Annotated in this window: 23 protein-coding genes; 14 read left to right on the forward strand and 9 right to left on the reverse strand. The window is 60.7% G+C overall.

All coding sequences use genetic code 11. From position 1 onward, the window contains the following. Positions 1-58: 58 nt before the first annotated feature. Entirely contained in the window at positions 59-1954 is a 1896-nt protein-coding gene (locus J1N02_RS09805) for a sigma-54-dependent Fis family transcriptional regulator (protein WP_027605220.1), read from the reverse strand. A 272-nt stretch (positions 1955-2226) separates the two neighbouring features. Here J1N02_RS09805 and J1N02_RS09810 point away from each other — a divergent pair, with 272 nt between their 5' ends. From J1N02_RS09810 to J1N02_RS09850, 9 genes are all read left to right on the forward strand, one after another. Next, the gene (locus tag J1N02_RS09810) at positions 2227-3747 is read left to right on the forward strand and encodes an aldehyde dehydrogenase family protein (RefSeq protein WP_421147326.1); all 1521 of its coding nucleotides are present in this window, start codon (positions 2227-2229) and stop codon (positions 3745-3747) included. Positions 3748-3893: 146 nt separating this feature from the next. After that, positions 3894-5327 (forward strand): ethanolamine permease, encoded by a 1434-nt coding sequence (gene eat, locus J1N02_RS09815; RefSeq protein WP_024077594.1) that lies wholly within the window; start codon positions 3894-3896, stop codon positions 5325-5327. A gap of 56 nt (positions 5328-5383) precedes the next feature. Continuing rightward, positions 5384-6778 carry an ethanolamine ammonia-lyase subunit EutB gene (locus tag J1N02_RS09820; protein ID WP_421147327.1) on the forward strand — a complete coding sequence of 465 codons (1395 nt, stop codon included), beginning with the start codon at positions 5384-5386 and terminating at the stop codon, positions 6776-6778. Beyond that, complete coding sequence (gene eutC, locus J1N02_RS09825) at positions 6775-7608, forward strand: ethanolamine ammonia-lyase subunit EutC (protein WP_421147328.1); 834 nt, start codon at positions 6775-6777, stop codon at positions 7606-7608. The genes J1N02_RS09820 and eutC overlap by 4 nt, the downstream gene beginning before the upstream one ends. Before the next feature lie 92 nt (positions 7609-7700). Continuing rightward, positions 7701-8159 carry a GNAT family N-acetyltransferase gene (locus J1N02_RS09830; RefSeq protein WP_027605216.1) on the forward strand — a complete coding sequence of 153 codons (459 nt, stop codon included), beginning with the start codon at positions 7701-7703 and terminating at the stop codon, positions 8157-8159. A 301-nt stretch (positions 8160-8460) separates the two neighbouring features. Beyond that, entirely contained in the window at positions 8461-9117 is a 657-nt protein-coding gene (locus tag J1N02_RS09835; protein ID WP_027605215.1) for a DedA family protein, read from the forward strand. A gap of 6 nt (positions 9118-9123) precedes the next feature. Then, positions 9124-9939 carry a zinc-dependent peptidase gene (locus tag J1N02_RS09840; protein ID WP_027605214.1) on the forward strand — a complete coding sequence of 272 codons (816 nt, stop codon included), beginning with the start codon at positions 9124-9126 and terminating at the stop codon, positions 9937-9939. 108 nt (positions 9940-10047) lie between these two features. Beyond that, the gene (gene ppa / locus J1N02_RS09845; protein WP_003176323.1) at positions 10048-10575 is read left to right on the forward strand and encodes an inorganic diphosphatase; all 528 of its coding nucleotides are present in this window, start codon (positions 10048-10050) and stop codon (positions 10573-10575) included. Positions 10576-10789: 214 nt separating this feature from the next. Further along, positions 10790-11563, forward strand: coding sequence for a LexA family transcriptional regulator (locus J1N02_RS09850; RefSeq protein ID WP_027605213.1), 774 nt, complete (start codon positions 10790-10792; stop codon positions 11561-11563). 445 nt (positions 11564-12008) lie between these two features. On the opposite strand, the gene J1N02_RS09855 is transcribed toward J1N02_RS09850, so the two are convergent. Genes J1N02_RS09855 through J1N02_RS09890 form a run of 8 tightly spaced genes read right to left on the reverse strand, consistent with a single transcriptional unit; the run spans position 12009 to position 17992 of the window. Then, positions 12009-13166: a glutathionylspermidine synthase family protein gene (locus J1N02_RS09855; RefSeq protein ID WP_146477748.1), complete on the reverse strand. Its 1158-nt coding sequence runs from the start codon at positions 13164-13166 to the stop codon at positions 12009-12011. 12 nt (positions 13167-13178) lie between these two features. Then, the gene (locus tag J1N02_RS09860; RefSeq protein ID WP_027605211.1) at positions 13179-13889 is read right to left on the reverse strand and encodes a DUF1190 domain-containing protein; all 711 of its coding nucleotides are present in this window, start codon (positions 13887-13889) and stop codon (positions 13179-13181) included. An 18-nt stretch (positions 13890-13907) separates the two neighbouring features. Next, positions 13908-14336, reverse strand: a complete 429-nt coding sequence (locus J1N02_RS09865) for a DUF350 domain-containing protein (RefSeq protein WP_027605210.1) — start codon at positions 14334-14336, stop codon at positions 13908-13910. Positions 14337-14351: 15 nt separating this feature from the next. Next, positions 14352-15023 carry a DUF2491 family protein gene (locus J1N02_RS09870; RefSeq protein ID WP_368960486.1) on the reverse strand — a complete coding sequence of 224 codons (672 nt, stop codon included), beginning with the start codon at positions 15021-15023 and terminating at the stop codon, positions 14352-14354. Continuing rightward, positions 15010-16044 (reverse strand): ion channel, encoded by a 1035-nt coding sequence (locus J1N02_RS09875; protein ID WP_027605208.1) that lies wholly within the window; start codon positions 16042-16044, stop codon positions 15010-15012. The genes J1N02_RS09870 and J1N02_RS09875 overlap by 14 nt, the downstream gene beginning before the upstream one ends. Positions 16045-16077: 33 nt before the next feature. Then, positions 16078-16638 (reverse strand): rhomboid family intramembrane serine protease, encoded by a 561-nt coding sequence (locus J1N02_RS09880; protein ID WP_027605207.1) that lies wholly within the window; start codon positions 16636-16638, stop codon positions 16078-16080. A gap of 56 nt (positions 16639-16694) precedes the next feature. Beyond that, the gene (locus J1N02_RS09885) at positions 16695-17393 is read right to left on the reverse strand and encodes a PspA/IM30 family protein (RefSeq protein ID WP_027605206.1); all 699 of its coding nucleotides are present in this window, start codon (positions 17391-17393) and stop codon (positions 16695-16697) included. A 17-nt stretch (positions 17394-17410) separates the two neighbouring features. After that, entirely contained in the window at positions 17411-17992 is a 582-nt protein-coding gene (locus J1N02_RS09890) for a YjfI family protein (protein ID WP_027605205.1), read from the reverse strand. 369 nt (positions 17993-18361) lie between these two features. On the opposite strand from J1N02_RS09890, the gene ycaC reads away from it, so the two are divergent. The 5 genes from ycaC (at position 18362) to dxs (ending at position 23707) form a co-directional block, all read left to right on the forward strand. Then, a complete protein-coding gene (gene ycaC, locus J1N02_RS09895; protein WP_027605204.1) occupies positions 18362-18994 on the forward strand; it encodes an isochorismate family cysteine hydrolase YcaC in 633 nt (210 codons plus the stop codon). A gap of 351 nt (positions 18995-19345) precedes the next feature. Next, positions 19346-20485, forward strand: coding sequence for a Fic family protein (locus J1N02_RS09900; protein ID WP_421147329.1), 1140 nt, complete (start codon positions 19346-19348; stop codon positions 20483-20485). Positions 20486-20571: 86 nt separating this feature from the next. Beyond that, a complete protein-coding gene (locus J1N02_RS09905; protein ID WP_003176346.1) occupies positions 20572-20814 on the forward strand; it encodes an exodeoxyribonuclease VII small subunit in 243 nt (80 codons plus the stop codon). Then, entirely contained in the window at positions 20811-21698 is an 888-nt protein-coding gene (gene ispA / locus J1N02_RS09910; RefSeq protein WP_065924900.1) for a (2E,6E)-farnesyl diphosphate synthase, read from the forward strand. Before J1N02_RS09905 ends, ispA begins: the two co-directional genes overlap by 4 nt. Positions 21699-21808: 110 nt before the next feature. Continuing rightward, complete coding sequence (gene dxs / locus J1N02_RS09915; RefSeq protein ID WP_421147330.1) at positions 21809-23707, forward strand: 1-deoxy-D-xylulose-5-phosphate synthase; 1899 nt, start codon at positions 21809-21811, stop codon at positions 23705-23707. The last annotated feature ends 139 nt before the right edge of the window (positions 23708-23846 follow it).

Raw genomic sequence — 23846 nt, forward strand, 5'->3', positions numbered from 1 at the left:
CATCGAGGCAGGTTAGCGCAGGGGGGCGAAAATCGCACTCTTTAGCTGTAGGACCGATCTATGGCACAGCCCGTGCAATACCGTGCCGGCGCAGCTTTCTATACAGCGTGTTACGGCTGACACCCAGCTGCTCCGCCGTGTGGGTCATGTGCCAGCGCTGTTGCTCCAGGGCCGTGAGCAGGGCGAGTCGCTCGGCGTCGCCCAGGGGCGAGTCGGCAAGCCTGGCCTCGGCCACTGCTTGCGGCCGTGCCTGGCGAATCAACGCGGGCAAATCCTCAAGGCCGACCCGCCCGTCGTCGCACAGCGCCGCCAGCGTACGCAACACCGTGCGCAGTTGCCGGACGTTGCCGGGCCAGGGGTAGGTCAGCAGCGCCGAGCGCGCCGCCGGGTCGAGTTGTAGACTCTGCCCGCCCGCCTCCTGCGCCAGCAGGAAATCCAGCAACTGAGGCTTATCGCTGCGTTCACGCAACGCTGGCAAACCGACTTCCAGGCCATTGAGGCGGTAATACAGGTCTTCCCGAAAACTTCCGTCCTGCACGCGCTCCAGCAAATTTCGGTGAGTCGCGCTGATAATTCTGACATCAACCGCCTGGGGCTCACCGCCGATGGGCACCACCATGCGGTCCTCCAGCACCCTTAACAGGCGCGTCTGCAGCGCCAACGGCATATCGCCGATTTCATCGAGGAACAGCGTGCCGCCGTCGGCCTGTTGCAACTTGCCCTGCATGCCGTCCTTGCGCGCGCCGGTAAAGCTGCCGCCGCGATAGCCGAACAGTTCGCTTTCGATCAGGCTTTCCGGGATGGCGGCGCAGTTGAGGGCAACGAACGCCTTGTCGGCACGCTGGCTGGCGTGATGCACCGCCTTGGCGAAGGCCTCTTTGCCGGAGCCGGTTTCGCCGTTGATCAGCAAGGGCACATCGCGCTCGAATACCCGCAGCGCTTTGCGGAAGTCACTCTGCAGCGCCGGGTCGCCGAGGCAGATACCGGCCAGGCGCACGGGCTCAGGCTTGGCGATGGGCGCAGGCACACTGCGCGATTGACCACGCAAGGCCGCGAACAAGTGCCGGCCATCCCGCGTGCGCAATGGCCAACTGGCGGTGGCATTGGCACTGGCGCGACCGAGCAGTTGGTCCAGGGAACACTCGAACAACGCCTCCACCGGTTGCCCCAGCAACCCGCCACGCACCTGCCCCAGCAGGTTGAGTGCGCTCTGGTTGACGGCACAAATCCGCCCTTCACCGTCAAACGCCAACAACCCTTCGCTGAACAGGCCCACCGACTCGGCCTGCAGGTGAAAGCGCAGCAGCCAATGGTTTTCGAAGTGACGCAGGAAGTAGCAACTCTCGATCATCTTCGCCGACAGGTTGACCAGCGCCATGGTGTGGAACTGGCTCTGGCGCGACACCTCCTCCCGGGCCGACGACACGTCCAGCACCGCCAAGAGGTTGCCGTGGGGGTCGAACACCGGGCTCGCCGAACAGGTCAGCCCGGTGTGGCGCCCACGAAAATGTTCATCGCGATGAATGGTCAACGACTGGCGTTCCACCAGGCAGGTGCCGATGCCGTTGGTGCCCTCGCACGCTTCGCTCCAATCGGCACCGAGCCACAGCCCGGCGCGTTCGAAAATCTTGCGCTCGGACGGCGCTGTGACACAGTTGAGGATCACCCCACGGGCATCGGTCAGCAGCACCGCATGGCCAGCGCCCGACAGCTGCTGGTGCAGGCTGTTCATCTCGCTGCCGGCGATATGCAGCACCTGTTGCAGGCGTTCGCGGCTTTCCAGCAGGCGGCCGTGCTCAAGCACCGTAGGGGCGATGGTCTGGGCAGGATCGAGGTGGTAGTCCTCCAGGCAGCGCAGCCAGGAGCGGGCGATGGACGGGTCGCTCGACGGGTCGCGCCCACGGGCCACAGTGAGGACTTGCTGGGCATGGCGACTGAAATGATCGTTGTGCATGTTCTTATTATTCTCCCTGCGTGAGAACCACCAGCATCCCCCAGGCACCCAGCCAATGCAATCCCGGACCGACCCGTCGGTCACAGCCTGTACCGTTTATGGCACAAACTGTCACAGCGCCTGTGCCAGCCGTGTCACAGCAACGCCTTGCAACAAACCCCAAGCCCTTGATTTTCCTGGCCTGCAAAGCAGTGGCCCAACCTTTGCTCTACGCTTTATCAAGCGCTTGCGCGCTGCACTCCAATAAACATAAAAGCCAGGAGATACCCACCATGCGTTACGCACACCCCGGTACTGAAGGCGCGATCGTTTCGTTCAAGGCCAAGTACGGCAACTACATTGGTGGCGAATTCGTTGCCCCGGTCGATGGCAACTATTTCACCAACACCTCGCCGGTCAACGGCAAGCCTATCGCCGAATTCCCGCGCTCCACTGCCAAAGACATCGACAAGGCGCTGGACGCCGCCCACGCTGCCGCTGACACCTGGGGCAAGACCTCGGCCCAGGACCGCTCGCTGGTACTGCTGAAAATCGCCGACCGCATCGAACAGAACCTCGAACTGCTGGCCATCACCGAAACCTGGGACAACGGCAAGGCCGTGCGTGAAACCCTCAACGCCGACATCCCGCTGGCCGCCGACCACTTCCGCTACTTCGCCGGTTGCATCCGCGCCCAGGAAGGCACCAGCGCCGAGATCAACGAACACACCGCGTCCTATCACTTCCACGAGCCGCTGGGCGTGGTCGGCCAGATCATCCCGTGGAACTTCCCGCTGCTGATGGCCGCGTGGAAACTCGCCCCGGCCCTGGCCGCCGGCAACTGTGTGGTGCTCAAGCCTGCCGAGCAAACACCGCTGGGCATCAACGTGCTGCTGGAAGTCATCGGCGACCTGCTGCCACCGGGCGTGCTGAACGTGGTGCACGGCTTCGGCAAGGAAGCCGGCGAAGCCCTGGCCACCAGCAAGCGTATCGCCAAGATCGCCTTCACCGGCTCCACCCCGGTGGGCTCGCACATCATGCATGCGGCGGCCGAGAACATCATTCCGTCCACCGTCGAGCTGGGCGGCAAGTCGCCGAACATCTTCTTCGCCGACATCATGAAAGCCGAACCGTCGTTCATCGAGAAAGCCGCCGAAGGCCTGGTGCTGGCGTTCTTCAACCAGGGCGAAGTGTGCACCTGCCCATCCCGCGCGCTGGTGGAAGAGTCGATCTACGACGATTTCATGAAAGTGGTGATGAAGAAAGTCGAGCAGATCAAGCGCGGCGACCCGCTGGACACCGACACCATGGTCGGCGCCCAGGCATCCGAGCAGCAGTTCGACAAGATCCTGTCCTACCTGGAAATCGCCAAGGGCGAAGGCGCGCAATTGCTCACCGGCGGCAAGGTCGAGCAACTCACCGGCGATATGGCCGGCGGCTATTACATCCAGCCGACCCTGCTCAAGGGCACCAATGAAATGCGCGTGTTCCAGGAAGAAATCTTCGGCCCGGTGGTGAGCATCACCACCTTCAAGGACGAAGCCGAAGCCCTGGCGATTGCCAACGACACCGAGTTCGGCCTGGGCGCCGGTGTGTGGACCCGCGACATCAACCGCGCCTACCGCATGGGCCGCGCGATCAAGGCGGGCCGCGTGTGGACCAACTGCTACCACCTGTACCCGGCGCATGCCGCGTTTGGCGGTTACAAGAAGTCCGGCGTGGGCCGTGAGACGCACAAGATGATGTTGGATCATTACCAGCAGACCAAGAACCTGCTGGTGAGTTACGACATTAATCCGCTGGGCTTCTTCTAACTAACCCCTCCTCCCACAGTTGAAATGCACTCAAATGTGGGAGGGGCTTGCCCTCTCCCACACTTAGCTCTCCACAAGTACTTGCCAATTGCATTCGGCACACAGAGGCCGAGTTAAAAAACAATAACAATGAAAGGTACTTTCCCATGCCTAGCGAACCGACTGGATCTTCTGTCGACTTCGAAAAAGTCGACTCCCAATACTTCCAACAACGCGAACTGAAAAAAGGCGCCGCCGGCTGGGTCCTGCTGGTTGGCCTTGGCGTTGCCTACGTGATCTCCGGCGACTACGCCGGCTGGAACTTCGGCCTGGCCCAGGGTGGCTGGGGCGGGATGTTCCTCGCCACATTGCTGATGGCCACCATGTACCTGTGCATGTGCTTTTCCCTGGCCGAACTGTCTTCCATGATCCCCACCGCCGGCGGTGGCTACGGTTTTGCCCGCAGTGCCTTCGGGCCCTGGGGCGGGTTCCTGACGGGCACCGCCATCCTGATCGAATACGCCATCGCCCCCGCCGCCATCGCGGTATTTATCGGCGCCTATTGCGAGTCGCTGTTCGGCATCGGCGGCTGGATGATCTACCTGGCGTTCTACATCATCTTTATCGGCATCCATATCTTTGGCGTCGGCGAAGCCTTGAAGCTGATGTTCGTGATCACCGCCATTGCCGCGATTGCGCTGGGCGTGTTCCTGGTGTCGATGGTGCCGCACTTCAATGTCGCCAACCTGCTGGATATTCCGGTGACCGAGGCCAAGGGCGCCAGCACCTTCCTGCCATTTGGCTATGTTGGCGTGTGGGCGGCGATCCCTTATGCGATCTGGTTTTTCCTCGCCGTAGAGGGCGTGCCCCTGGCCGCCGAAGAAACCAAGAACCCCAAGCGCGACCTGCCCCGAGGCCTGATCGGCGCCATTGTGGTGCTGACCAGCTTTGCCCTGTTGATCCTGGTGATTGCACCGGGCGGCGCGGGCACCTACGCGCTGGTCAAATCCGGTAACCCGCTGGTGGAAGCGCTGGCGCTGTCCTATGGCGGTTCGACCTGGATGGGCAGTTTCGTCAACCTGGTCGGCCTGGCCGGACTGATCGCCAGCTTTTTCTCGATTATCTACGCCTATTCGCGGCAGATCTTCGCCTTGTCCCGTGCCGGCTACCTGCCGCGCAAACTGTCCCAGACCAACAAGAGCAAGGCACCGGTACTGGCGCTGGTGATCCCCGGCATTATCGGTTTCGGCCTGTCGCTGACCGGCCAAGGGGATTTGTTGATTCTTGTGGCCGTGTTTGGCGCGACCATTTCCTACGTGCTGATGATGGCCGCGCACATCACCCTGCGCATCCGTCGCCCCAAAATGGACCGGCCTTATCGCACGCCGGGCGGCATCTTCACCTCCGGTGTCGCCCTGGTACTGGCCTGCGTGGCCGTGGTGGCGGGCTTTCTGGTGGATCCACGGGTGGTGATTGGCGCCGCGATCATCTATGGAGTATTAATTGCTTACTTTGCTTTCTACAGCCGGCATCACTTGGTAGCAGGCACGCCCGAAGAAGAATTCGCCGCGATCCAGGCCGCAGAGGCCGCCTTGCACTAACTGCCGTAAACCTCGACGCGGGTTCTCTCCTGCCCGCGTCGTCAAGGAGACACTGTATGGCAAGCTTTTCCCACGCGGTGGGTGCACAGACCTACCGCTTCGCCAGCCTCAAGGACGTGATGGCCAAGGCCAGCCCCGCGCGCTCCGGGGACTTTCTCGCCGGCGTCGCCGCGCAGAACGACGGTGAGCGGGTGGCGGCACAAATGGCCTTGGCCAATATTCCGCTCAAGCACTTCCTCGAAGAAGCGCTGATCCCCTATGAAAGCGATGAAGTCACGCGGCTGATCATCGACACCCACGACAAGCAGGCTTTCGCCGTGGTCAGCCACCTGACCGTCGGCGGCCTGCGCGACTGGCTGCTCAGCGACGCTGCAGATGAACAATCCCTACGCGCATTGGCGCCGGGGCTGACACCGGAAATGGCAGCGGCCGTGTCCAAGATCATGCGCGTGCAGGACCTGGTACTGGTGGCGCAGAAGATCCGGGTGGTCACCCGGTTTCGCGGCACCCTGGGCCTGCGCGGACGCCTGTCGACCCGCCTGCAACCCAACCACCCGACCGACGAGCCGGCGGGTATCGCTGCGAGCATTCTCGACGGCCTGCTCTACGGTAACGGCGACGCCATGATCGGCATCAACCCGGCCACCGACAGCATCGCCTCGATCTGCGCCATGCTGGAGATGCTCGACGCAATCATCCAGCGCTACGAAATCCCCACCCAGGCCTGTGTACTGACCCACGTCACCACGTCCATCGAAGCCATCAACCGCGGCGTGCCGCTGGACCTGGTGTTCCAGTCGATTGCCGGCACCGAGGCGGCCAACGCCAGTTTCGGCATCAGCCTGAGCGTACTGCAGGAAGGTTACGAGGCGGGTTTGAGCCTGAACCGGGGCACCTTGGGCCAGAACCTGATGTATTTCGAAACCGGCCAGGGCAGCGCCTTGTCGGCCAACGCGCATTTTGGCGTCGACCAGCAAACCTGCGAAACCCGCGCCTATGCGGTGGCCCGGCATTTCAAGCCGTTTCTGGTCAACACCGTGGTCGGTTTTATCGGCCCCGAGTACCTGTACAACGGCAAGCAGATCATCCGCGCCGGCCTTGAAGACCACTTCTGCGGCAAGCTGCTGGGCGTGCCCATGGGCTGCGACATCTGCTACACCAACCACGCCGAAGCCGACCAGGACGACATGGACACCCTGCTGACCCTGCTGGGCGTCGCCGGGATCAACTTCATCATGGGCATCCCCGGCTCCGACGACATCATGCTCAACTACCAGACCACCTCGTTCCACGACGCCTTGTACGCTCGCCAGACATTGGGTTTAAAACCGGCGCCGGAGTTTGAACAGTGGCTGGCCAAAATGGGCATCTTTACGCAAGCCGACGGCAAGGTGCGCTTCGGCAACAGCCTGCCACCGGCATTTCGCCACGCCCTGGCGCAACTGGGATGAAGGAGCCGCCTGTGCAACTCGACCTGCCTGAAAACCCGTGGCTGGAACTGCGCCGCCTGACCCCGGCGCGAATTGCCCTGGGCCGCACCGGCACCAGCATTCCCACCCACGCCCAACTTGATTTCCAATTTGCCCACGCCCAGGCACGGGACGCGGTGCACCTGCCCTTCGACCATGCCGGCCTGAGCAGTCAGTTGGCCGAACGTGGGCGCGATAGCCTGTTGCTGCACAGTGCCGCAACCGACCGGCACAGCTACCTGCAACGCCCGGATCTGGGGCGGCGCCTGAGTGACGAGTCGGCCCAGCGCCTGCGGGATTACGCGGCTGCGCATCCGGGCGGCATGGACCTGGCGGTCGTGGTGGCGGATGGTTTGTCGGCGCTGGCAGTGCATAAACATACGTTGCCGTTTCTGACGCGCATGGAAGAACAGACCCACGCCGAAGGGTGGTCCTTGTCGCCGGTGATCCTGGTGGAACAGGGCCGCGTGGCGGTCGCGGATGAAATCGGGCAACTGCTCGGCGCCAAGATGGTGGTGATCCTCATCGGTGAACGGCCGGGGCTCAGTTCGCCGGATAGCTTGGGCCTGTACTTCACCTACAACCCCAAGATCGGCCTCACCGATGCCTATCGCAACTGCATTTCCAATGTACGCCTGGAAGGCCTGAGCTATGGCATGGCGGCCCATCGCCTGCTGTACTTGATGCGAGAGGCGTGTCGCCGGCAGCTGTCGGGGGTCAACCTGAAGGACGAGGCGCAGGTTCAGACCCTTGAATCCGACGACCCGGACCTGATGAAGGGCAATTTCCTGCTCAGCCCACCCACCGACTGATCCCGGCACGATTGCGCTTTTTCGCGCCTTTAGGCAGCATCAAGTCACGGCCGCTCGTGTGGTCATACCCCATTTGGAAGTTGAGGCCTGGCATGCGGATTACTCAAGCGACCCTGGAACACCTGGACCTGTTGACTCCGTTGTTCGTCAAATACCGCGAGTTTTATGGCGCGCTGCCCTTTCCGGATTCGTCACGGGCGTTCCTGGAAAAGCGCCTGCGCCGCAAGGAGTCGGTGATCTACCTGGCCCTGGCCGATGACGACGACAAACGCGTGCTCGGGTTTTGCCAGCTTTACCCGAGCTTTTCCTCGCTGTCGCTTAAACGCGTGTGGATCCTCAACGACATCTATGTGGCCGAAGACGCGCGCCGGCAACTGGTGGCGGATAACCTGATGCGCACGGCGAAGAAGATGGCCAAGGAAACCCACGCAGTGCGGCTGCGGGTATCGACCAGCAGTGATAACCAGGTTGCGCAGAAGACGTACGAGTCCATCGGGTTTCGTGAAGACACCGAGTTCAAGAACTACACCTTGCCGATCAGCGAAGACTGACGCCCTGACACCATGGAGACCTTGTGGGAGGGAGCTTGCCCCCGATAGCGGTTTGTCAGTCAGACTATTTATAACTGACACACCGCTTTCGCGAGCAAGCCCGCTCCCACATTGAATTTCTGGCGATCTTCAGACCTCACGCCGCGACATCCCCCGCTACAAAACCAACAGGCTTTTCACCTCTCAATCCGTATAATGCGGACCTTTCAGGGTTGTAAGAAACACTACATACACGTGTAGCCTTATTACCCGAGCTTCCGCACAGGCCTGCCGAGTCGGGCCGTTCACACAGGTGCCATCCATGGATTTCAACCCGCTCGACCTTATCCTGCATCTCGACGTGTACCTCGACATGCTGGTAACCAACTACGGTCCGTGGATATACGCCATTCTGTTCCTGGTCATCTTTTGCGAAACCGGCCTGGTGGTCATGCCGTTCCTGCCGGGTGATTCGCTGCTGTTTATCGCCGGTGCGGTCGCTGCAGGCGGCGGCATGGACCCGGTATTGTTGGGCGGGCTGCTGATGCTGGCGGCAATCCTCGGCGACAGTACCAATTACGTGATCGGGCGAACGGCGGGAGAACGCCTGTTCAGCAACCCGAACTCGAAAATCTTCCGCCGCGACTACCTGCAAAAAACCCACGACTTCTACGACAGGCACGGCGGCAAGACCGTGACCCTGGCGCGCTTCCTGCCGATCCTGCGCACCTTTGCGCCGTTCGTTGCCGGCATCGCGAAAATGCCCTATGCACGCTTCTTCGGTTTCAGCGTGCTGGGCACCATCCTCTGGGTCGGCGGCCTGGTGACCCTGGGCTACTTCTTCGGCAACGTGCCATTTATCAAGAAAAACCTCTCGCTGCTGGTGGTGTTCATCATCCTGCTGTCGCTGGTGCCGATGATCATTGGCGTGTTCCGCAGCCGCTTTGGTCGCACGTCTTCAGAAGCCAAGTCGCAGTAACCCGCCATGTGGTCCCTCAGTGCCTGGCGGCGCCGGCGCCTGCTGGCCAAGCACCCGATTGCCGATGACACCTGGCAGCGGGTGCGCGACCACCTGACCTTCCTCGACGGCATCAGTGCCGAGCAGGACCAGTGGCTGCGCGAAGCCTGCGTGGTGTTCCTCGCCGAAAAACACCTCACCGCACTGCCCGGCGTCGAGCTGCACCAGGAACAACGCCTGCTGCTCGCCGCCCAGGCGCAATTGCCGTTGATGAACCTGGGCGACCTCGACTGGTACCAGGGTTTCCATGAAATCGTGCTGTACCCCGACGACTTCCTCAGCCCTCAGCGCCATCGCGACAGCAGCGGCATCGAACACGAGTGGGACGGCGAACACAGCGGCGAAGCCTGGCAGCAAGGCCCGGTGATCCTTGCCTGGCCCGGCGTACTGGCCAGCGGTCAGTGGGAAGGCTACAACCTGGTGATCCACGAACTGGCCCACAAGCTGGACATGCTCAACGGCGACGCCAACGGCCTGCCGCCGCTGCACCACGACATGCGCGTGCGGGAGTGGGCCAGCGTGATGCAGGGTGCTTATGACGACCTCAATCGCCAGCTGGACGCCAACCCCGATGCAGAGACGGAGATAGACCCCTACGCGGCGGAAAACCCGGCGGAGTTCTTTGCGGTCACCAGCGAATATTTTTTCAGCGCCCCGGATTTACTCGTCAACAGTTATCCACAGGTGTACGCCCAACTCAGCCGCTTTTACCGCCAGGATCCCTTGGCCCGCCTGACCCGACTGCAAGCGCACGACCCGCGTTATCAGCCACAAGGCGAATGACCGTACGACGTCTGGCGCATGGCATCGCCGTCAGAATATGCCTATAATCGCCGCCACTTTTAGGCCAATCCGGCCATGTCATATGGCCAACTACGGGGGCAACGCCCAATGAGCTACAGCAAGATTCCGGCTGGCAAAGACCTGCCGAACGACATCTACGTCGCCATCGAGATTCCGGCCAACCACGCGCCGATCAAATACGAAATCGACAAAGACAGCGACTGCCTGTTCGTTGACCGTTTCATGGCCACCCCGATGTTCTACCCCGCCAACTACGGTTTTATCCCGAACACCCTGGCCGACGACGGCGACCCCCTCGACGTGCTGGTCGTAACCCCTTACCCGGTTACCCCAGGCTCGGTCATCCGCGCTCGCCCGGTCGGCATCCTGAACATGACCGACGACGGTGGTGGCGATGCCAAAGTGATCGCCGTGCCACACGACAAGCTGTCCCAGCTGTACGTGGACGTGAAGGAATACACCGACCTGCCGCCACTGCTGCTGGAACAGATCAAGCACTTCTTCGAGAACTACAAAGACCTCGAAAAAGGCAAATGGGTGAAGATCGACGGTTGGGGCAACGCAGACGCCGCCCGCGCCGAAATCATGAAGTCGGTCGCTGCCTACAAAGGCTGATACCTGCTACTCATTGCCTCGGCAATTGAAAAAGCCCCGATTATTCGGGGCTTTTTTTGTGGGAAAAATTAAACGACCAGTTCAATGTTTTATAAACTTAGTTTAACCACAGTTCAAATCCGAACTAACAAGCTACAACTAAGCAAAAACCTACAGGCCTAACTCAACGCATGGTTTATTTGATGTGTTTTCTCGGCCAGTAAACTCTGCGTTTATGAATACATCAGGTGATCGCTTAAAAGCGCTATTACGGGAAGTTCATCTTTCCGCCTCCGACTTCGCCAAGAACCGTGGTGTCACGCCTCAACACGTGAACAACTGGTTCAAACGCGGTGTACCCATGGGCCGACTCAACGAGATCGCAGAACTGCTGTGCATCTCCAGCCGTTGGCTACGCACCGGCGAAGGCCCCAAACACCCACCGGCCAACTTCCTGCTGGAAGGCCCCGGCACCAGGAAAGGACTCCCCGCCCGCGAAGAAACTGGCAAATACCTCACAGGCCCCGCCTGCCGCCCGGAAAAAATCGACGTGGAAATCCCCCTCCACCCCACCTTCACCTCAACCGAACGCATCCGCGTCTCCCTGCACACCCTCGAAACCCTCAACGTCAACCCCGACCGCGCGCTGGGCGCCTACATGGTCGACAACAGCATGATCGACATCATCCAACAAGGCGCCACCCTCGCCATCGACAAAGGCCGCACCCAAATCATCGACGGCGAAATCTACGCGGTCGAACACGACGGAATGCTCCGCATCAAATACCTCTACAACCGCCCTGGAGGTGGCTTGCGCATGCGCAGCCACAATGCCGGTGAACATCCGGACGAATACCTGACCCACGAACAACGGTTTGAGCAGAACTTCCAGATCGTGGGGTGGGTGTTCTGGTGGTCTACCCTCAATAACCGCCGCCCACCCGTGCCGCTGGATGAGCATCTTTTGGGCTGGGAAGGCTCTAAATCGGATCCGGAGGTGGGCAACTGAGGTGAATGTGGGTATCATGCGCCGCACATTTGGCAGGGGGTGGCTTTGCGCTATCCACCCTGCTCGGCGATGCGGAGGATTTCCCGCAGATGCCCCTACTATTCAGCCCGACGCAATGTGGGCTGAGCGATTTGAAGGCTGCTGAGGTTTGTCAAAAACAAGCTGAGGCGGTCACAGAGAAGCCGGCCACAAGCCGGCTTTTTAATGCTCACAAAAACCACAAACCAAATTTATCCAACAGCTGTTGGATCATTGAATAGCCAAAGCGGGCAAGACTATCGCCTCGCCTGTCTCTCAGCGGCACTATCTATGCTGCATGCCCCTGGAGCACGATCCGCCACCAACTGCGTCATGTCTACAATAAAGGCAATACGGCCACCCAAGGCGCACCATCGATTCAATGTGCACTGAGAGATCAGCCCTTCTGGCCCTTTAAGCTCCAGCCTCAATCCAATATCAAATGCGGCAAAAACCGGCTCGAATCCTTGGTAATCAAACTATTATCCTCCCGCACCCCAATTCCCGCCGCCTGGTCCCCAATCACCCAAGACCCAATCAACGTGTAGCTGTCCCCAAACCGCGGCAGCGGTGCGAACTCCTGAAGAATAAACGGCGCATCCGTATAAGGACCGTCCTCTTTCACGATCAGCCCATCAGCCGTCTGCAGCTCGATATTCGCCCCTTCCCGCGAGAAGAATGGCTTGCGCACCCATCCCTTCGGCACAGCTTTACCCGGTTCGGTATCCAGGTGGGCCGCGAGCAGATTCGGGTGGCCTTTGTTGAATTCCCACAGCAGCGGCAGGATGCCTTTATTGGAAATGATGGATTTCCACGCTGGCTCGAAAAACTGGGTGTCGCTCTCGGCAATCGCGGCGCCGAAGGGTTCGTGGAAGATGAATTCCCAGGCGTGCAGTTTGAACAGGTGGGGAATCCAGCGGTCCTGGAGATCGACGAAGCGGCCTTCGCGGGTCAGGCCGATGTCTTCGATGTCGATGTGGCGTGATTCGATGCCGACTTTTTCCGCGACGAGGCGCAGGTAGTCGGTGGTGCCTTTGTCTTCGACCGAGTCTTTCATCGAGGCGAAGTAGAACGGCTGGTTGATCTGCAGTTGGGCGAAGGCCTGGTGCAGCTTGGTGTCGATGCTGTTGAACTGGTCGGCATGCTTGGGCAGCAGGCCGCGTTCGATGCATTGCTCGAGCCAGCCCCACTGGAACGCCGCGGCCTCGTAGAGGCTGGTCGGTGTGTCGTAGTTGAGTTCCAGCAGCTTGGCGGGGCCGGTGCCGTTGTAGGAGAAGTCCATGCGCCCGTACAGGTGCGGGTGGCCTTCGAGCCATGAGGTTTTGATCATGTCGAAGAAGGGCGCGGGGATGCTCAGGCGTTCGAACAGTTCTTCGCTCTGGACCACGCGGGCGACGAGGTCCATGCACATGTCATGGATCTCGGTGGTCGGGTCTTCGAGGTCGTGCTCGATTTGCTTGAGCGTGAACTGGTAATAAGCGCGCTCGTCCCAGTAGGGTTCGTTGTCGATGGTATGGAACAGAAAGCCGAGGTTTTCAGCCGTCTGTTTCCAGTCATGACGCTCTGCGCAATGGATTTTCTTCATGGCCCGGTTTCCTTAACTGCTCGACCCGCCGCCGCCCCAGCCGCTGCGTGCGCTGGCCTTGCTGCCGAAGCCGCCACGGGAGGTGGCCGACGCTACGGAGCTCGACTGGCTGGAGGTGCGCAGCGTGTTGGTGTAATTGCTGCTGCCGTACCGGGCTTGATTCGAGCGGCCAAACGTCGCGCCACTGGAGACGCGCTGGTTGAGCGTGGAGTTGCCGTAGTTACCGCGATCATCGCGATAGCGATACACCGGCTCGGAGCGGTAGCTGTTGCGATTACTGCTCAGCATGTTGCCGATCAGCAGACCGGTCAGCAGGCTGCTGGTGGAGAAGCCGGAGCCGCCGCTTGCCTGAGCGTTGCCCGCCTGGGCGTTGGCCGCGTCGACCTGGGATTGTGTCACCTGGCCTTCGGCGGTCAGTTCGAAACCGCCCAGCTTGGGAATGAACTGGCCATTGGAGTCCAGTTGGCACCAGCCGGCGACAAAGTCGGCATCGCAATCGGCCTGGCTGGCGTATACCGGGGCGATGCGGCGATGCTCGGCCATGGCCGTCATGTAGGCATCCGAACAGACGTCCACCGGAAGCTTTTCATCGGCACATTGCTGCACCGACTGGAAGTTGTACTTCTTCTGCAAATCGTAGGTTTTTTCCGTCGGCCCGCAACCGGATATCGCCATGGCGACCGACGCTGCCAGCGAAAGCTGGACGTACTTGCTTCGTTTCATCGGGAGCTCCGTGCGCAATCAGTTCTGGGTAGGTGTCATGCAGGCGGCATTCAACATGCCGACGCTGATGGCCACCGCCGCCACGTAGATGCCCGCTGCAAGCTCGCCTCTCTTGATGCGCTCGGAAGTGCCCTTGAGCACGAGACTGGTGAGCAGAAACGCCAGGAGTTGGACGACGGCTGCGATCACCGCCCAGACGACGAAGTCGAGGATGCTGATCGAGTAGGCAATCACGTTGCTGGCCGGAATGGCGAAACCGACGATGGCGCCGCCCAGGGCGACCGCTGCGGAAACGTTGCCCGCCCGGATCAGCTCGAACTCCTTGTGCGGGGTGACGCGGGTGTAGATGAACTGGAACAGCGCAAACAGTACGGCAGCCCCCAGGATGTAGGTGACAAACCCGAGCACGGCGGCTTTGTTCAGGGAGATGGAGAGAGCTTCTAGCATGGATTTCTTCCTTTTTTAGAGCGCATTCAAGTCGGTTGTGTACAGCGAAATGCCCAGGGAGGTGCTCAGGCTGACAGTGCCTTCGGCGTCTTCTTCGACAGAGAACAGCAGAAACTCGCGGCGATCGGTCAGGCCGGTGTCACGGGCATATAGCATCGAGCGGTGTTCGACGCTGTAGGAGTCCTCGGGGTTTATCACCTGCTCGCTCATGGCCACCAATTCTGTCTGGCCAGCCTCGCTGCCCCACACGCGCGTGTATTCGACGCCGTTGTGGGTATAGGTCGGCAACCCGATCGGACTCTGCGGCCCCGCCAGCCGGCGCAATTCAGCTTCGCTGCTGATAGTGACGTAGCTCAGGTAGTTGAACAGGATCACAGACTCGACCTGCCCGGCGATGTCGCCCGTGGTGTGCACCTGCAGCCAGTAATCCTCGTCGTTCATGTAGTAGCGCGACAGCCAGGTCGACTGCCCGAGGTCAACGGTGCCGTTACTCCAGATTTCCTGGGAGCCGGGGATAACCACCGTGGTCTTCCCTTCGAGCAACAACTTCAGGGTCGTGTCGAATATCACGCCTTTGCCCGGCGCCAGGCCAAGCGGCCCGGTGGTCGGCAGCGGTTCGGCAGCGCCTTTCGAGTGTGTATTCGCTTGCGGGGCCTCAAGCCCCATCAACTGTTTAAACCATCCCATTGGAGATTTCCTTGAGGCGGGTGGAGGCAATGTAGAAGAGCTCGCCGCCTTCAACGCGCGTGGCACTGGGCGGGTTGATCGACGGTTGCGGGGCACCTTTGGCGCGATAGCCGATGAGGGTGGCGTTGTGGCGCTCTTTCATCTGGGTGTACAGATCGCCAAACGTGGCTTCAAACGCCTCGGGCAATCTCATCAGGTATTGGGTGGCGCCCTGCCCCACGCACAGCAGCTCATTAATGACCACCGACGAGCCCGGGTCCTGAGAGGCGCGCACCAGCATTTCGATGGCCATGCTTGAGGTGCATTCCAGGCTGGGGGCGTAGGAACTGGCCAGGGCGGCGATCTCACTTGCATTGAAGTGGGCGACCACGTGCCCGACCGGATTCAATTGATTCACCGCCAGCACGGTGGCCAGCGTCAGATCGTCAGACGGGGTTCGCACCAGCACACGCTCGGCACCGGGCACACCGGCACGCAGCAACAGCGCTGTGGAGGACAAGCTCTCACCACGGATAAAGGCCGCCTTGCCTGGCATCGGGTTTTCTTCAAGGGTGCAATCGCAGATGACGATCAGGTTGTCGTTCGAGGTTTCGTCTTGCAGCAACAACTCGATGACCCGTTCACTGGACGCGCCCTCCCAGCCAATGAGCACGGTATGGCCGATTTTGCCGGTGAAATCGCCTTTGCCCTTCATGCCTTTTCTCCATGCATCGATGACAGTGCTGGTGGTTTTTCCGATCGCCGCCGTCAGCAGCGCAATGCCCCCGAGCATGACCCAGGTCGCCACGAACAAGCGTCCCAAAGAGGTCTGCGGCGATAGATCGCCATAGCCGACGGTCAGCGTGGTGGTGAGATAGAAGTAAACGAACGTGGCGGGCGCGGTGAGGTGTTGTTCGCCCAGAACCACCAGGCCCAGATAAGCCGTGCTCAGGTGTACCGCCAAGGCAACGACCAGGCCCGCCCAGCCAAAGCGGTGAAAGAGGGACGCGGCGTACCTGCGCAACAAAAGAAAAATCGGCATTGCGTCCCTGACTCCCTGGGTGCTCAAGTGCGTTCAGCCGGCATTAAACCTGCTGCGTGGTTGAGAGAGAAGTACCTTGGCGGCAATAAATCCGGCGAAGGCACCAAACAGATGCCCTTCGAAGGAAACGCCTTGGCGAGGCAGGAAGCCAAGGACCAGTCCGCCATACAGTACCGCCACCACACCGGCCGTGATCAGGTTGCTCCAGCTCCTGTGGAACCAGGCGCGAGACAACAGGTAGGCCCACAACCCGAACACCCAGCCGCTGGCCCCGACGTGCACACCCGCAAAACCGAACAGCCAGACCAGCGAACCGCCCAGCAGGATGATGATCGCGCTGACGGTCACAAACCGATTGAGCCCTTCGATCATCACCAGGCTGCCCAGGATCACAAAGGCAATCAGGTTGGCGCTCAGGTGGGCAAACGACCCGTGCAAAAACGGCGAGGTGAGGATGCCGGGCAGGCCCTGCAGCGTTCTCGGGATCAGGCCGAACGTCATCAGGCTGTAACCGGTAGCGGCATTGAGCAGTTGCAGCGCGACCATGAACAGCGCCAGGCCTGCGATTGTCTTGAAACCCTTCAGGGCATCCATCCTGACCTCGAGGTAAAAAAGAAGGGCAGACACTGCCCTTCCTGCGGCGACGTTGCTTACTCGGCCGATTTTTGCTTCAGACGCTCCAGAATCGCATTGGCGCTGCCTTCGTTCGGCGTGATGCCGGCGTCGCGCAGCTTGCGCTCCAGGTCGGTCCCGGTCGATGCATCTGCCAGTTCATCCTGGGCTTGCAGTTCAGCGGCGCGTTGCTGCTGCTTGGCCTGCAAGCGATTCAGCGTACCGACGGCGGTTTCCAGCTTGCCGTTGGCACCGCCGCTGGCGATGGAAGCGCTGACCTGGGCCTTCTGTACGCTGTCGCGCGCCTTGGCCATGTCCACTTGCTGGCGCAGGCTTTTGATCCGGCTTTCGGCCTTGGTGATGTCCTTGCGCATGCCTTCCGCATAGCCACCGAACTCGGTGGCTTGCTTATGCTCGACATCCCGCTCGTTGGTCAGGGTCGAGATGGCTTCGGCGACTTCCAGGGCGAGGTCTTCACGATTGGCCTGCAGGGCAGCCACGGCCTTGGACTCCAGGTCCTTGATCTTGGCGTCGTACTCGTTGACGCGATCAGTCGCCAGTTTGTGCTTGGCCATGATGCTCACCAGCTCACGCTTGGCGTTGGCCAGCGCGGTGTCGGCATCGCGGATTTCCTGATCGAGGATGCGCAGGGCCTGTTGGTCGACGATCGATTCGCCGACTTCGTTGGCACCGCCACGCAGCGCGGTGAACAATTTGCTCCAGATGGACTGAGTCATTGGATACTCCCGAATACTTAATTGAAGAAACGTTCGAAGGCTTCGCTGGCGCGCTGCACGTTGTCGACCAGGGTTTTCACCTCGGTGACGATATTGGTCAGGCTGGAATCGGAGCTCAATGCACCGAACATGTTGTAGACCACTTGCCCGTTAGGCATGGACTCGATGCCGATTGAGGACAGCGGGAACATTTCCCGGCTGCGCAACACCGCGTCATTGAATTTTGCGACATCGTTGATGGACTCGACATCGACCAGCACGGTGTCGACGATGATCTGCTCGCCCACCACCGCGATGTAAATCGGCAGGCCACCGAAGTCGTTCATTTCCAGCTTGATGCTGGACTCGGAGCCTTGAACCAGAGAAAGCGTAATGTCCTTGGACACCACGTCATCCAGGGCCTGAAGAGCGGTGAAGAGGCGATCGATATTCCAGTTGGTACCTGCGCTCATGAAATTCTCCGACATGAATGAGCCAGCCAGAATCGGCTGGCGAAGCTGTTTCTCCATCTGCTTGAGCAGGCTTCGGTTTTCGGGAAGCACCCAAGTCTCGTGTTTCACATAGCCGGCGGCCGCCAGGCCTGCACGCATCTGCTTCATGTAAAAGCTCGATGGCTTTTTGGCGGACGGCTTCAAGCGCTCTCCCTTGAGGCTTGCTGAATCGGTATCGGGCCCTCTAGGCGGACTCGATGGAGAGCTGCTTTCCATGGTACTGACCTCGCTGTGAAAAACTCACGCGTGAGAAAATCTACAGGCATTTTTTGCCACACTCAATAGCTCACGCGTGAGATTTTTTGACTTACTTTTTCGATCATCAAAAGGACAAATCCTGCTGACAAACCATGAATTGTCTCCTTTTAGTTGACGGTATTACCCATTCCAGCCGATTTATCCCCCAGCATCCACCCATTAATCTGTGCCCATGTTGAACGCAACGCCCAACCAACCTGAACAAAAAAGGATTCAACCATGAGCACTCCAACCTACAACCGCTTGAACAAAGACGACGCCGTAGTCCTGCTGGTCGACCACCAGACCGGCCTGATTTCCCTGGTGCAGGACTTCTCGCCCAACGAGTTCAAGAACAACGTGCTGGCCCTGGCCGACCTGGCCAAGTTCTTCAACCTGCCGACCATCCTCACCACCAGCTTCGAACAAGGCCCCAACGGCCCGCTGGTACCGGAGTTGAAAGAGATGTTCCCGGACGCGCCGTACATCGCCCGCCCCGGCCAGATCAATGCCTGGGACAACGAAGACTTCGTCAAGGCAATCAAGGCCACCGGCCGCAAGCAGATCATCATCGCCGGCGTGGTCACGGATGTATGCGTAGCGTTCCCGACCTTGTCGGCGCTGGCGGAAGGGTTTGAGGTGTTTGTGGTGACCGATGCCTCCGGCACGTTCAACACCACGGTGCAGCAGGCGGCGTGGAGCCGGATGACACAGGCCGGTGCACAGTTGATGAATTGGTTCTCGGTAGCCTGTGAGCTGCACCGCGACTGGCGCAACGATATCGAAGGCCTGGGGAATTTGTTGTCCCAGCGCATTCCTAACTATCGCAACTTGATGAATGGGTATGCGGCGCTGACGGCTCATCAGAAGTAAGTCAGCCGAGATTCGCGATAAGCCTGCCCTGAAAAGCAGGCTTTCGTTATTCAACCGAGCTTCCAACTTAAAGAACCACAGTGCACTGCTCTTCGATCAGCATGATCGCCATTTAAAGTAGCCCCCAACTGTGATTTGGGGCTGACTGTTACGCGACCTTCGTAAGCCCTTTCTGATTTTCCCCACCGTTCATCCAGCCGCTTTTTACTGCGGCAGACAAATTTCACATCACAAAAACCACAGAAAACACCGATCACCAGACTAGACCCTGAGCCGAATCCGCAGCACAATCGGCTCACCAAATGAGCCGAATAACCTCTTTATTCGGCTCACGCACCCAGGCATTCCACCATGGCTCATCCGCACTGGATCTGGCAACACGCCGACTGGCCTCACTTCCACTGGCAACCCGGTCGCCTCGCGGCTTTGCTGCGCGAATGCGGACAAGCCCAGGGCAAGTTGTTGGGCATGCTCGGCTCCGTCAGCCAGGCAGTCAGCGCACAGAATGAACTGGATGCGCTGCTGCAAAATATCCTGACGTCCTCGGCGATTGAGGGTGAGCAGTTGAATGTCGGCTCGGTGCGCTCGTCCCTGGCAAGGCGGATGGGCCTGGAAGCGATGGAAGACGGTCAGGTAAGCCGCCGCAGCGAAGGCCTCGCCGAGTTGATGATGGATGCCACTCAACAATTCACCCAGCCGTTTACCCTCGCTCGCCTATTGAACTGGCATCACTTATTGTTCCCGGTCCCGGAAGCGGGCTATGCCGCTCGAGCGCTCAATATTGGATCCTTGAGGGGAGATGAGCCGATGCAAGTGGTGTCGGGCCGGCTTGATCGGCCGACCGTGCATTTCGAGGCCCCGCCACGTCTGGGACTGGAGCAGGCACTGGCGGATTTCCTGGAGTGGTTCGAAATCAGCCGCGATCAGCCGGAACTGGACCCATTGGTACGCGCCGGCGTCGCGCACTTCTGGTTTGTCACACTGCACCCCTTCGATGACGGCAATGGTCGCCTGACACGCGCTATCACCGATTTGGCACTGGCCCAGGGTGAACACCAGGCCATCCGTTTCTATGCCATGTCAGCCAGCATCCTCGAAGACCGCACCGGCTACTACAACGCGCTGGAATCCAGCCAGAAGGCCTCCCTGGATATCACTGCCTGGCTGGAGTGGTTCCTTAAAACCCTGTTACGCAGCGTGCAGCAGGCCATGGCGCGGATTGACCGGGTGCTGGAAAGGAGTCGGTTCTGGCAGCAACACCGCGACGTCCCTTTGTCGGCTGAACAGATCAAGGTCCTCAATCGACTGCTCGACGGTGGTGAGAAGGGCTTCGAACACGGCATCAGCGCGGCGCAGTACCAGGCGGTGGCAAAGGTCTCCAAGGCGACAGCGACGCGACACCTGGCGGACCTGCTGGAAAAAAACTGCCTGGTCCGTCTCCCCGGAGGCGGCCGCAGCACGCGTTATCAGGTCAATACAGGGGGCGAGTGACACTCCACTCATTTGCCCGCTCATTTGCCCAGAATCCCCATGTCTGCTAGTGTCGCGCCGGTTTACCGTCTACCGGAATAGCCGCCATGGCCCGCAAAAAAGTTGCACTCGATTTCGAACAATCCCTCGCCGACCTGCAAACATTGGTCGAGCGTCTGGAGAACGGCGAGTTGTCGCTGGAGGACTCGCTGACGGCGTTTGAGCAAGGCATCGGCCTGACCCGTGACTGCCAGAGCGCGTTGGCGCAGGCGGAGCAGAAGGTCCAGGTATTGCTGGAGCGTGACGGAGAGTTGGCCGAAGAACCTTTCGACGCGGAACAGCCGGAATGATCGACGCGTATCAGGCCAGTAGCCAAGCCCGGGTGAATGCGGCGCTGGAGCCCTTGTTTGTTGCGCCAAGCCCGGAAATGAAGCGTCTGTATGAAGCCATGCGCTACAGCGTGATGAATGGCGGCAAGCGCGTACGCCCGTTGCTGGCGTATGCGGCCTGTGAAGCGCTGGGCGCGCCGGCCGAGCAGGCCAACGGTGCCGCCTGTGCGGTCGAGCTGATTCACGCGTATTCCCTGGTACACGACGATTTGCCGGCGATGGACGATGACGATCTGCGTCGTGGCCAGCCCACCACCCATAAAGCCTTTGATGAAGCCTATGCGATCCTCGCCGGCGACGGCTTGCAGAGCCTGGCGTTCAGCGCGTTGCTGGACCCACGCCTGAGCAGCGTCAACGCCGAGATCCGCCTGCGCATGGTCACCGCACTGGCCCTGGCTGCCGGCCCTGCGGGCATGGTGGGCGGGCAGGCGATCGACATGGGTTCGGTCAGCGTCAAGCTGGATCAAAAAGCCCTTGAGCACATGCACCGCCACAAGACCGGCGCACTGATCGAAGCCGCCGTGCACTTGGGCGCCCTGGCCAGCGGACATGCCGAAGCCACGCAATTGGCGGCCCTGCAGACCTATTCCCGGGCCATTGGCCTGGCGTTCCAGGTGCAGGACGACATTCTCGACGTGGAAAGCGATACCGCCACCCTGGGCAAACGCCAGGGCGCCGATATCGCACGGGACAAGCCGACTTATCCTGCGCTGCTCGGGCTGCAAGCCGCCAAGGCCTACGCCGTGGAACTACGCGACCAGGCGCTGGACGCCCTGCGACCTTTCGACGCGGCGGCCGAGCCGCTGCGTGACCTGGCGCGGTATATCGTCGAACGCCGCCACTGATTATGGCGGCCATTGCGGCCGCATATCGGCCAAGTTCGGCGCTCTGCGTGGGCAGTTTGCGATGCTTGAGGTAAACTGCCGCCTCTTCTATACCTATAACGATTCGCCTGATGCCCACGACGTTTCAAGAGATTCCCCGCAAGCGCCCGTCCACGCCCCTGCTCGACCGTGCTGCCACGCCGGACGGCCTGCGTCGTCTGGGTGAAGCCGAGCTGGAAACCCTGGCCGATGAGTTGCGCCTGGAATTGCTCTACACGGTCGGCCAGACCGGTGGGCATTTCGGTGCCGGCCTGGGTGTCATCGAGCTGACCATCGCGTTGCACTACGTGTTCGACACCCCGGATGACCGGCTGGTGTGGGACGTGGGCCATCAGGCGTATCCGCACAAGATCCTCACGGGCCGCCGCGAGCGCATGGGCACGCTGCGCCAGAAGGACGGCGTTGCCGCCTTCCCACGCCGCGCCGAAAGCGAGTACGACACCTTTGGCGTCGGCCACTCCAGCACCTCGATCAGCGCAGCGCTGGGCATGGCGATTGCCGCCCGCCTGCAAGGCAGCGACCGCAAGGCAATCGCCGTGATCGGTGATGGCGCGCTGACTGCCGGCATGGCCTTCGAAGCGCTGAACCATGCGCCGGAAGTGAACGCCAACATGTTGGTGATCCTCAACGACAACGACATGTCGATCTCGCGCAATGTCGGTGGCCTGTCCAATTACCTGGCCAAGATTCTCTCCAGCCGCACCTACGCCAGCATGCGTGAAGGCAGCAAGAAGGTGCTCTCGCGTCTGCCCGGCGCGTGGGAAATTGCCCGGCGCACCGAAGAATATGCCAAGGGCATGCTGGTCCCCGGCACGCTGTTCGAAGAGCTGGGCTGGAACTACATCGGCCCCATCGACGGCCATGACCTGCCCACGCTGATCGCCACGCTGCGCAATATGCGCGACCTCAAGGGCCCGCAGTTCCTGCACATCGTCACCAAGAAAGGCAAAGGCTTCGCCCCGGCGGAAGTCGACCCGATCGGCTACCACGCGATCACCAAGCTGGAACCCCTGGACGCCCCCGCCGCTGCGCCGAAAAAAGCCAGCGGGCCGAAGTACTCCGGTGTGTTCGGCGAATGGCTGTGTGACATGGCCGCCGTCGACCCACGCCTGGTGGGCATTACCCCGGCGATGAAGGAAGGCTCCGACCTGGTGGCGTTCAGCGAGCGTTTCCCGCTGCGCTATTTCGACGTGGCCATTGCCGAGCAGCACGCGGTGACCTTCGCCGCCGGCATGGCCTGTGAAGGCGCCAAGCCGGTGGTGGCGATCTACTCCACCTTCCTGCAGCGCGGTTATGACCAGTTGGTGCATGACGTCGCGGTGCAGAACCTCGACGTGCTGTTTGCCATCGACCGCGCCGGTCTAGTCGGTGAAGACGGCCCGACTCACGCGGGCAGCTTCGACCTGTCCTACTTGCGTTGCATCCCCGGCATGCTGGTGATGACGCCGAGCGACGAAAACGAACTGCGCAAGATGCTCAGCACCGGCCACCTGTATAACGGCCCGGCCGCCGTACGTTACCCACGGGGCAACGGCCCCAACGCGCTGATCGAAAAGGACCTGGAGCCTATCGAAATCGGCAAGGGCATTGTGCGTCGCCAGGGCAGCAGGACCGCGTTCCTGGTGTTTGGCGTGCAACTGGCCGAAGCCCTCAAGGTGGCCGAGAAGATCGACGCCACCGTGGTCGACATGCGCTTCGTCAAGCCGCTGGATGAAGCCCTGGTGCGCGACATCGCCGCTAGCCATGAGCTGCTGGTGACCGTCGAAGAAAACGCCATCATGGGCGGTGCCGGTGCGGCGGTCAGTGAGTTCCTGGCGCGGGAAAACATCCTCAGGTCGGTGCTGCACCTGGGCTTGCCGGATACCTACGTCGAACACGCCAAGCCGGCGCAGATGCTGGCTGAGTGCGGGCTGGATGAAGCAGGGATCGAGGCTTCGGTGCGCGAGCGCCTGGCGCTGCTGGCCCTGTAGAAACCGGAACCAAAATGTGGGAGGGGGCTTGCCCCGGTACAAACCGGGGACATCGTTTACATTTCTAACCGGGGACATGGTTTACAGGCTAATACGCATGATCAGGAGGTAACTGATCATGCCCTGGAACCAAGAGTCC

Source organism: Pseudomonas sp. NFX5 (assembly GCF_049132125.1).
Taxonomy (GTDB): Bacteria; Pseudomonadota; Gammaproteobacteria; order Pseudomonadales; family Pseudomonadaceae; genus Aquipseudomonas; species Aquipseudomonas marginalis.

Coding starts and splice junctions, on each gene's coding strand:
- J1N02_RS09805 (WP_027605220.1), bottom strand. CDS start 1,954: ATGCACAACGATCATTTCAGTCGCCATGCCCAGCAAGTCCTCACTGTG.
- J1N02_RS09810 (WP_421147326.1), top strand. CDS start 2,227: ATGCGTTACGCACACCCCGGTACTGAAGGCGCGATCGTTTCGTTCAAG.
- eat (WP_024077594.1), top strand. CDS start 3,894: ATGCCTAGCGAACCGACTGGATCTTCTGTCGACTTCGAAAAAGTCGAC.
- J1N02_RS09820 (WP_421147327.1), top strand. CDS start 5,384: ATGGCAAGCTTTTCCCACGCGGTGGGTGCACAGACCTACCGCTTCGCC.
- eutC (WP_421147328.1), top strand. CDS start 6,775: ATGAAGGAGCCGCCTGTGCAACTCGACCTGCCTGAAAACCCGTGGCTG.
- J1N02_RS09830 (WP_027605216.1), top strand. CDS start 7,701: ATGCGGATTACTCAAGCGACCCTGGAACACCTGGACCTGTTGACTCCG.
- J1N02_RS09835 (WP_027605215.1), top strand. CDS start 8,461: ATGGATTTCAACCCGCTCGACCTTATCCTGCATCTCGACGTGTACCTC.
- J1N02_RS09840 (WP_027605214.1), top strand. CDS start 9,124: ATGTGGTCCCTCAGTGCCTGGCGGCGCCGGCGCCTGCTGGCCAAGCAC.
- ppa (WP_003176323.1), top strand. CDS start 10,048: ATGAGCTACAGCAAGATTCCGGCTGGCAAAGACCTGCCGAACGACATC.
- J1N02_RS09850 (WP_027605213.1), top strand. CDS start 10,790: ATGAATACATCAGGTGATCGCTTAAAAGCGCTATTACGGGAAGTTCAT.
- J1N02_RS09855 (WP_146477748.1), bottom strand. CDS start 13,166: ATGAAGAAAATCCATTGCGCAGAGCGTCATGACTGGAAACAGACGGCT.
- J1N02_RS09860 (WP_027605211.1), bottom strand. CDS start 13,889: ATGAAACGAAGCAAGTACGTCCAGCTTTCGCTGGCAGCGTCGGTCGCC.
- J1N02_RS09865 (WP_027605210.1), bottom strand. CDS start 14,336: ATGCTAGAAGCTCTCTCCATCTCCCTGAACAAAGCCGCCGTGCTCGGG.
- J1N02_RS09870 (WP_368960486.1), bottom strand. CDS start 15,023: ATGGGATGGTTTAAACAGTTGATGGGGCTTGAGGCCCCGCAAGCGAAT.
- J1N02_RS09875 (WP_027605208.1), bottom strand. CDS start 16,044: ATGCCGATTTTTCTTTTGTTGCGCAGGTACGCCGCGTCCCTCTTTCAC.
- J1N02_RS09880 (WP_027605207.1), bottom strand. CDS start 16,638: ATGGATGCCCTGAAGGGTTTCAAGACAATCGCAGGCCTGGCGCTGTTC.
- J1N02_RS09885 (WP_027605206.1), bottom strand. CDS start 17,393: ATGACTCAGTCCATCTGGAGCAAATTGTTCACCGCGCTGCGTGGCGGT.
- J1N02_RS09890 (WP_027605205.1), bottom strand. CDS start 17,992: ATGAAGCAGATGCGTGCAGGCCTGGCGGCCGCCGGCTATGTGAAACAC.
- ycaC (WP_027605204.1), top strand. CDS start 18,362: ATGAGCACTCCAACCTACAACCGCTTGAACAAAGACGACGCCGTAGTC.
- J1N02_RS09900 (WP_421147329.1), top strand. CDS start 19,346: ATGGCTCATCCGCACTGGATCTGGCAACACGCCGACTGGCCTCACTTC.
- J1N02_RS09905 (WP_003176346.1), top strand. CDS start 20,572: ATGGCCCGCAAAAAAGTTGCACTCGATTTCGAACAATCCCTCGCCGAC.
- ispA (WP_065924900.1), top strand. CDS start 20,811: ATGATCGACGCGTATCAGGCCAGTAGCCAAGCCCGGGTGAATGCGGCG.
- dxs (WP_421147330.1), top strand. CDS start 21,809: ATGCCCACGACGTTTCAAGAGATTCCCCGCAAGCGCCCGTCCACGCCC.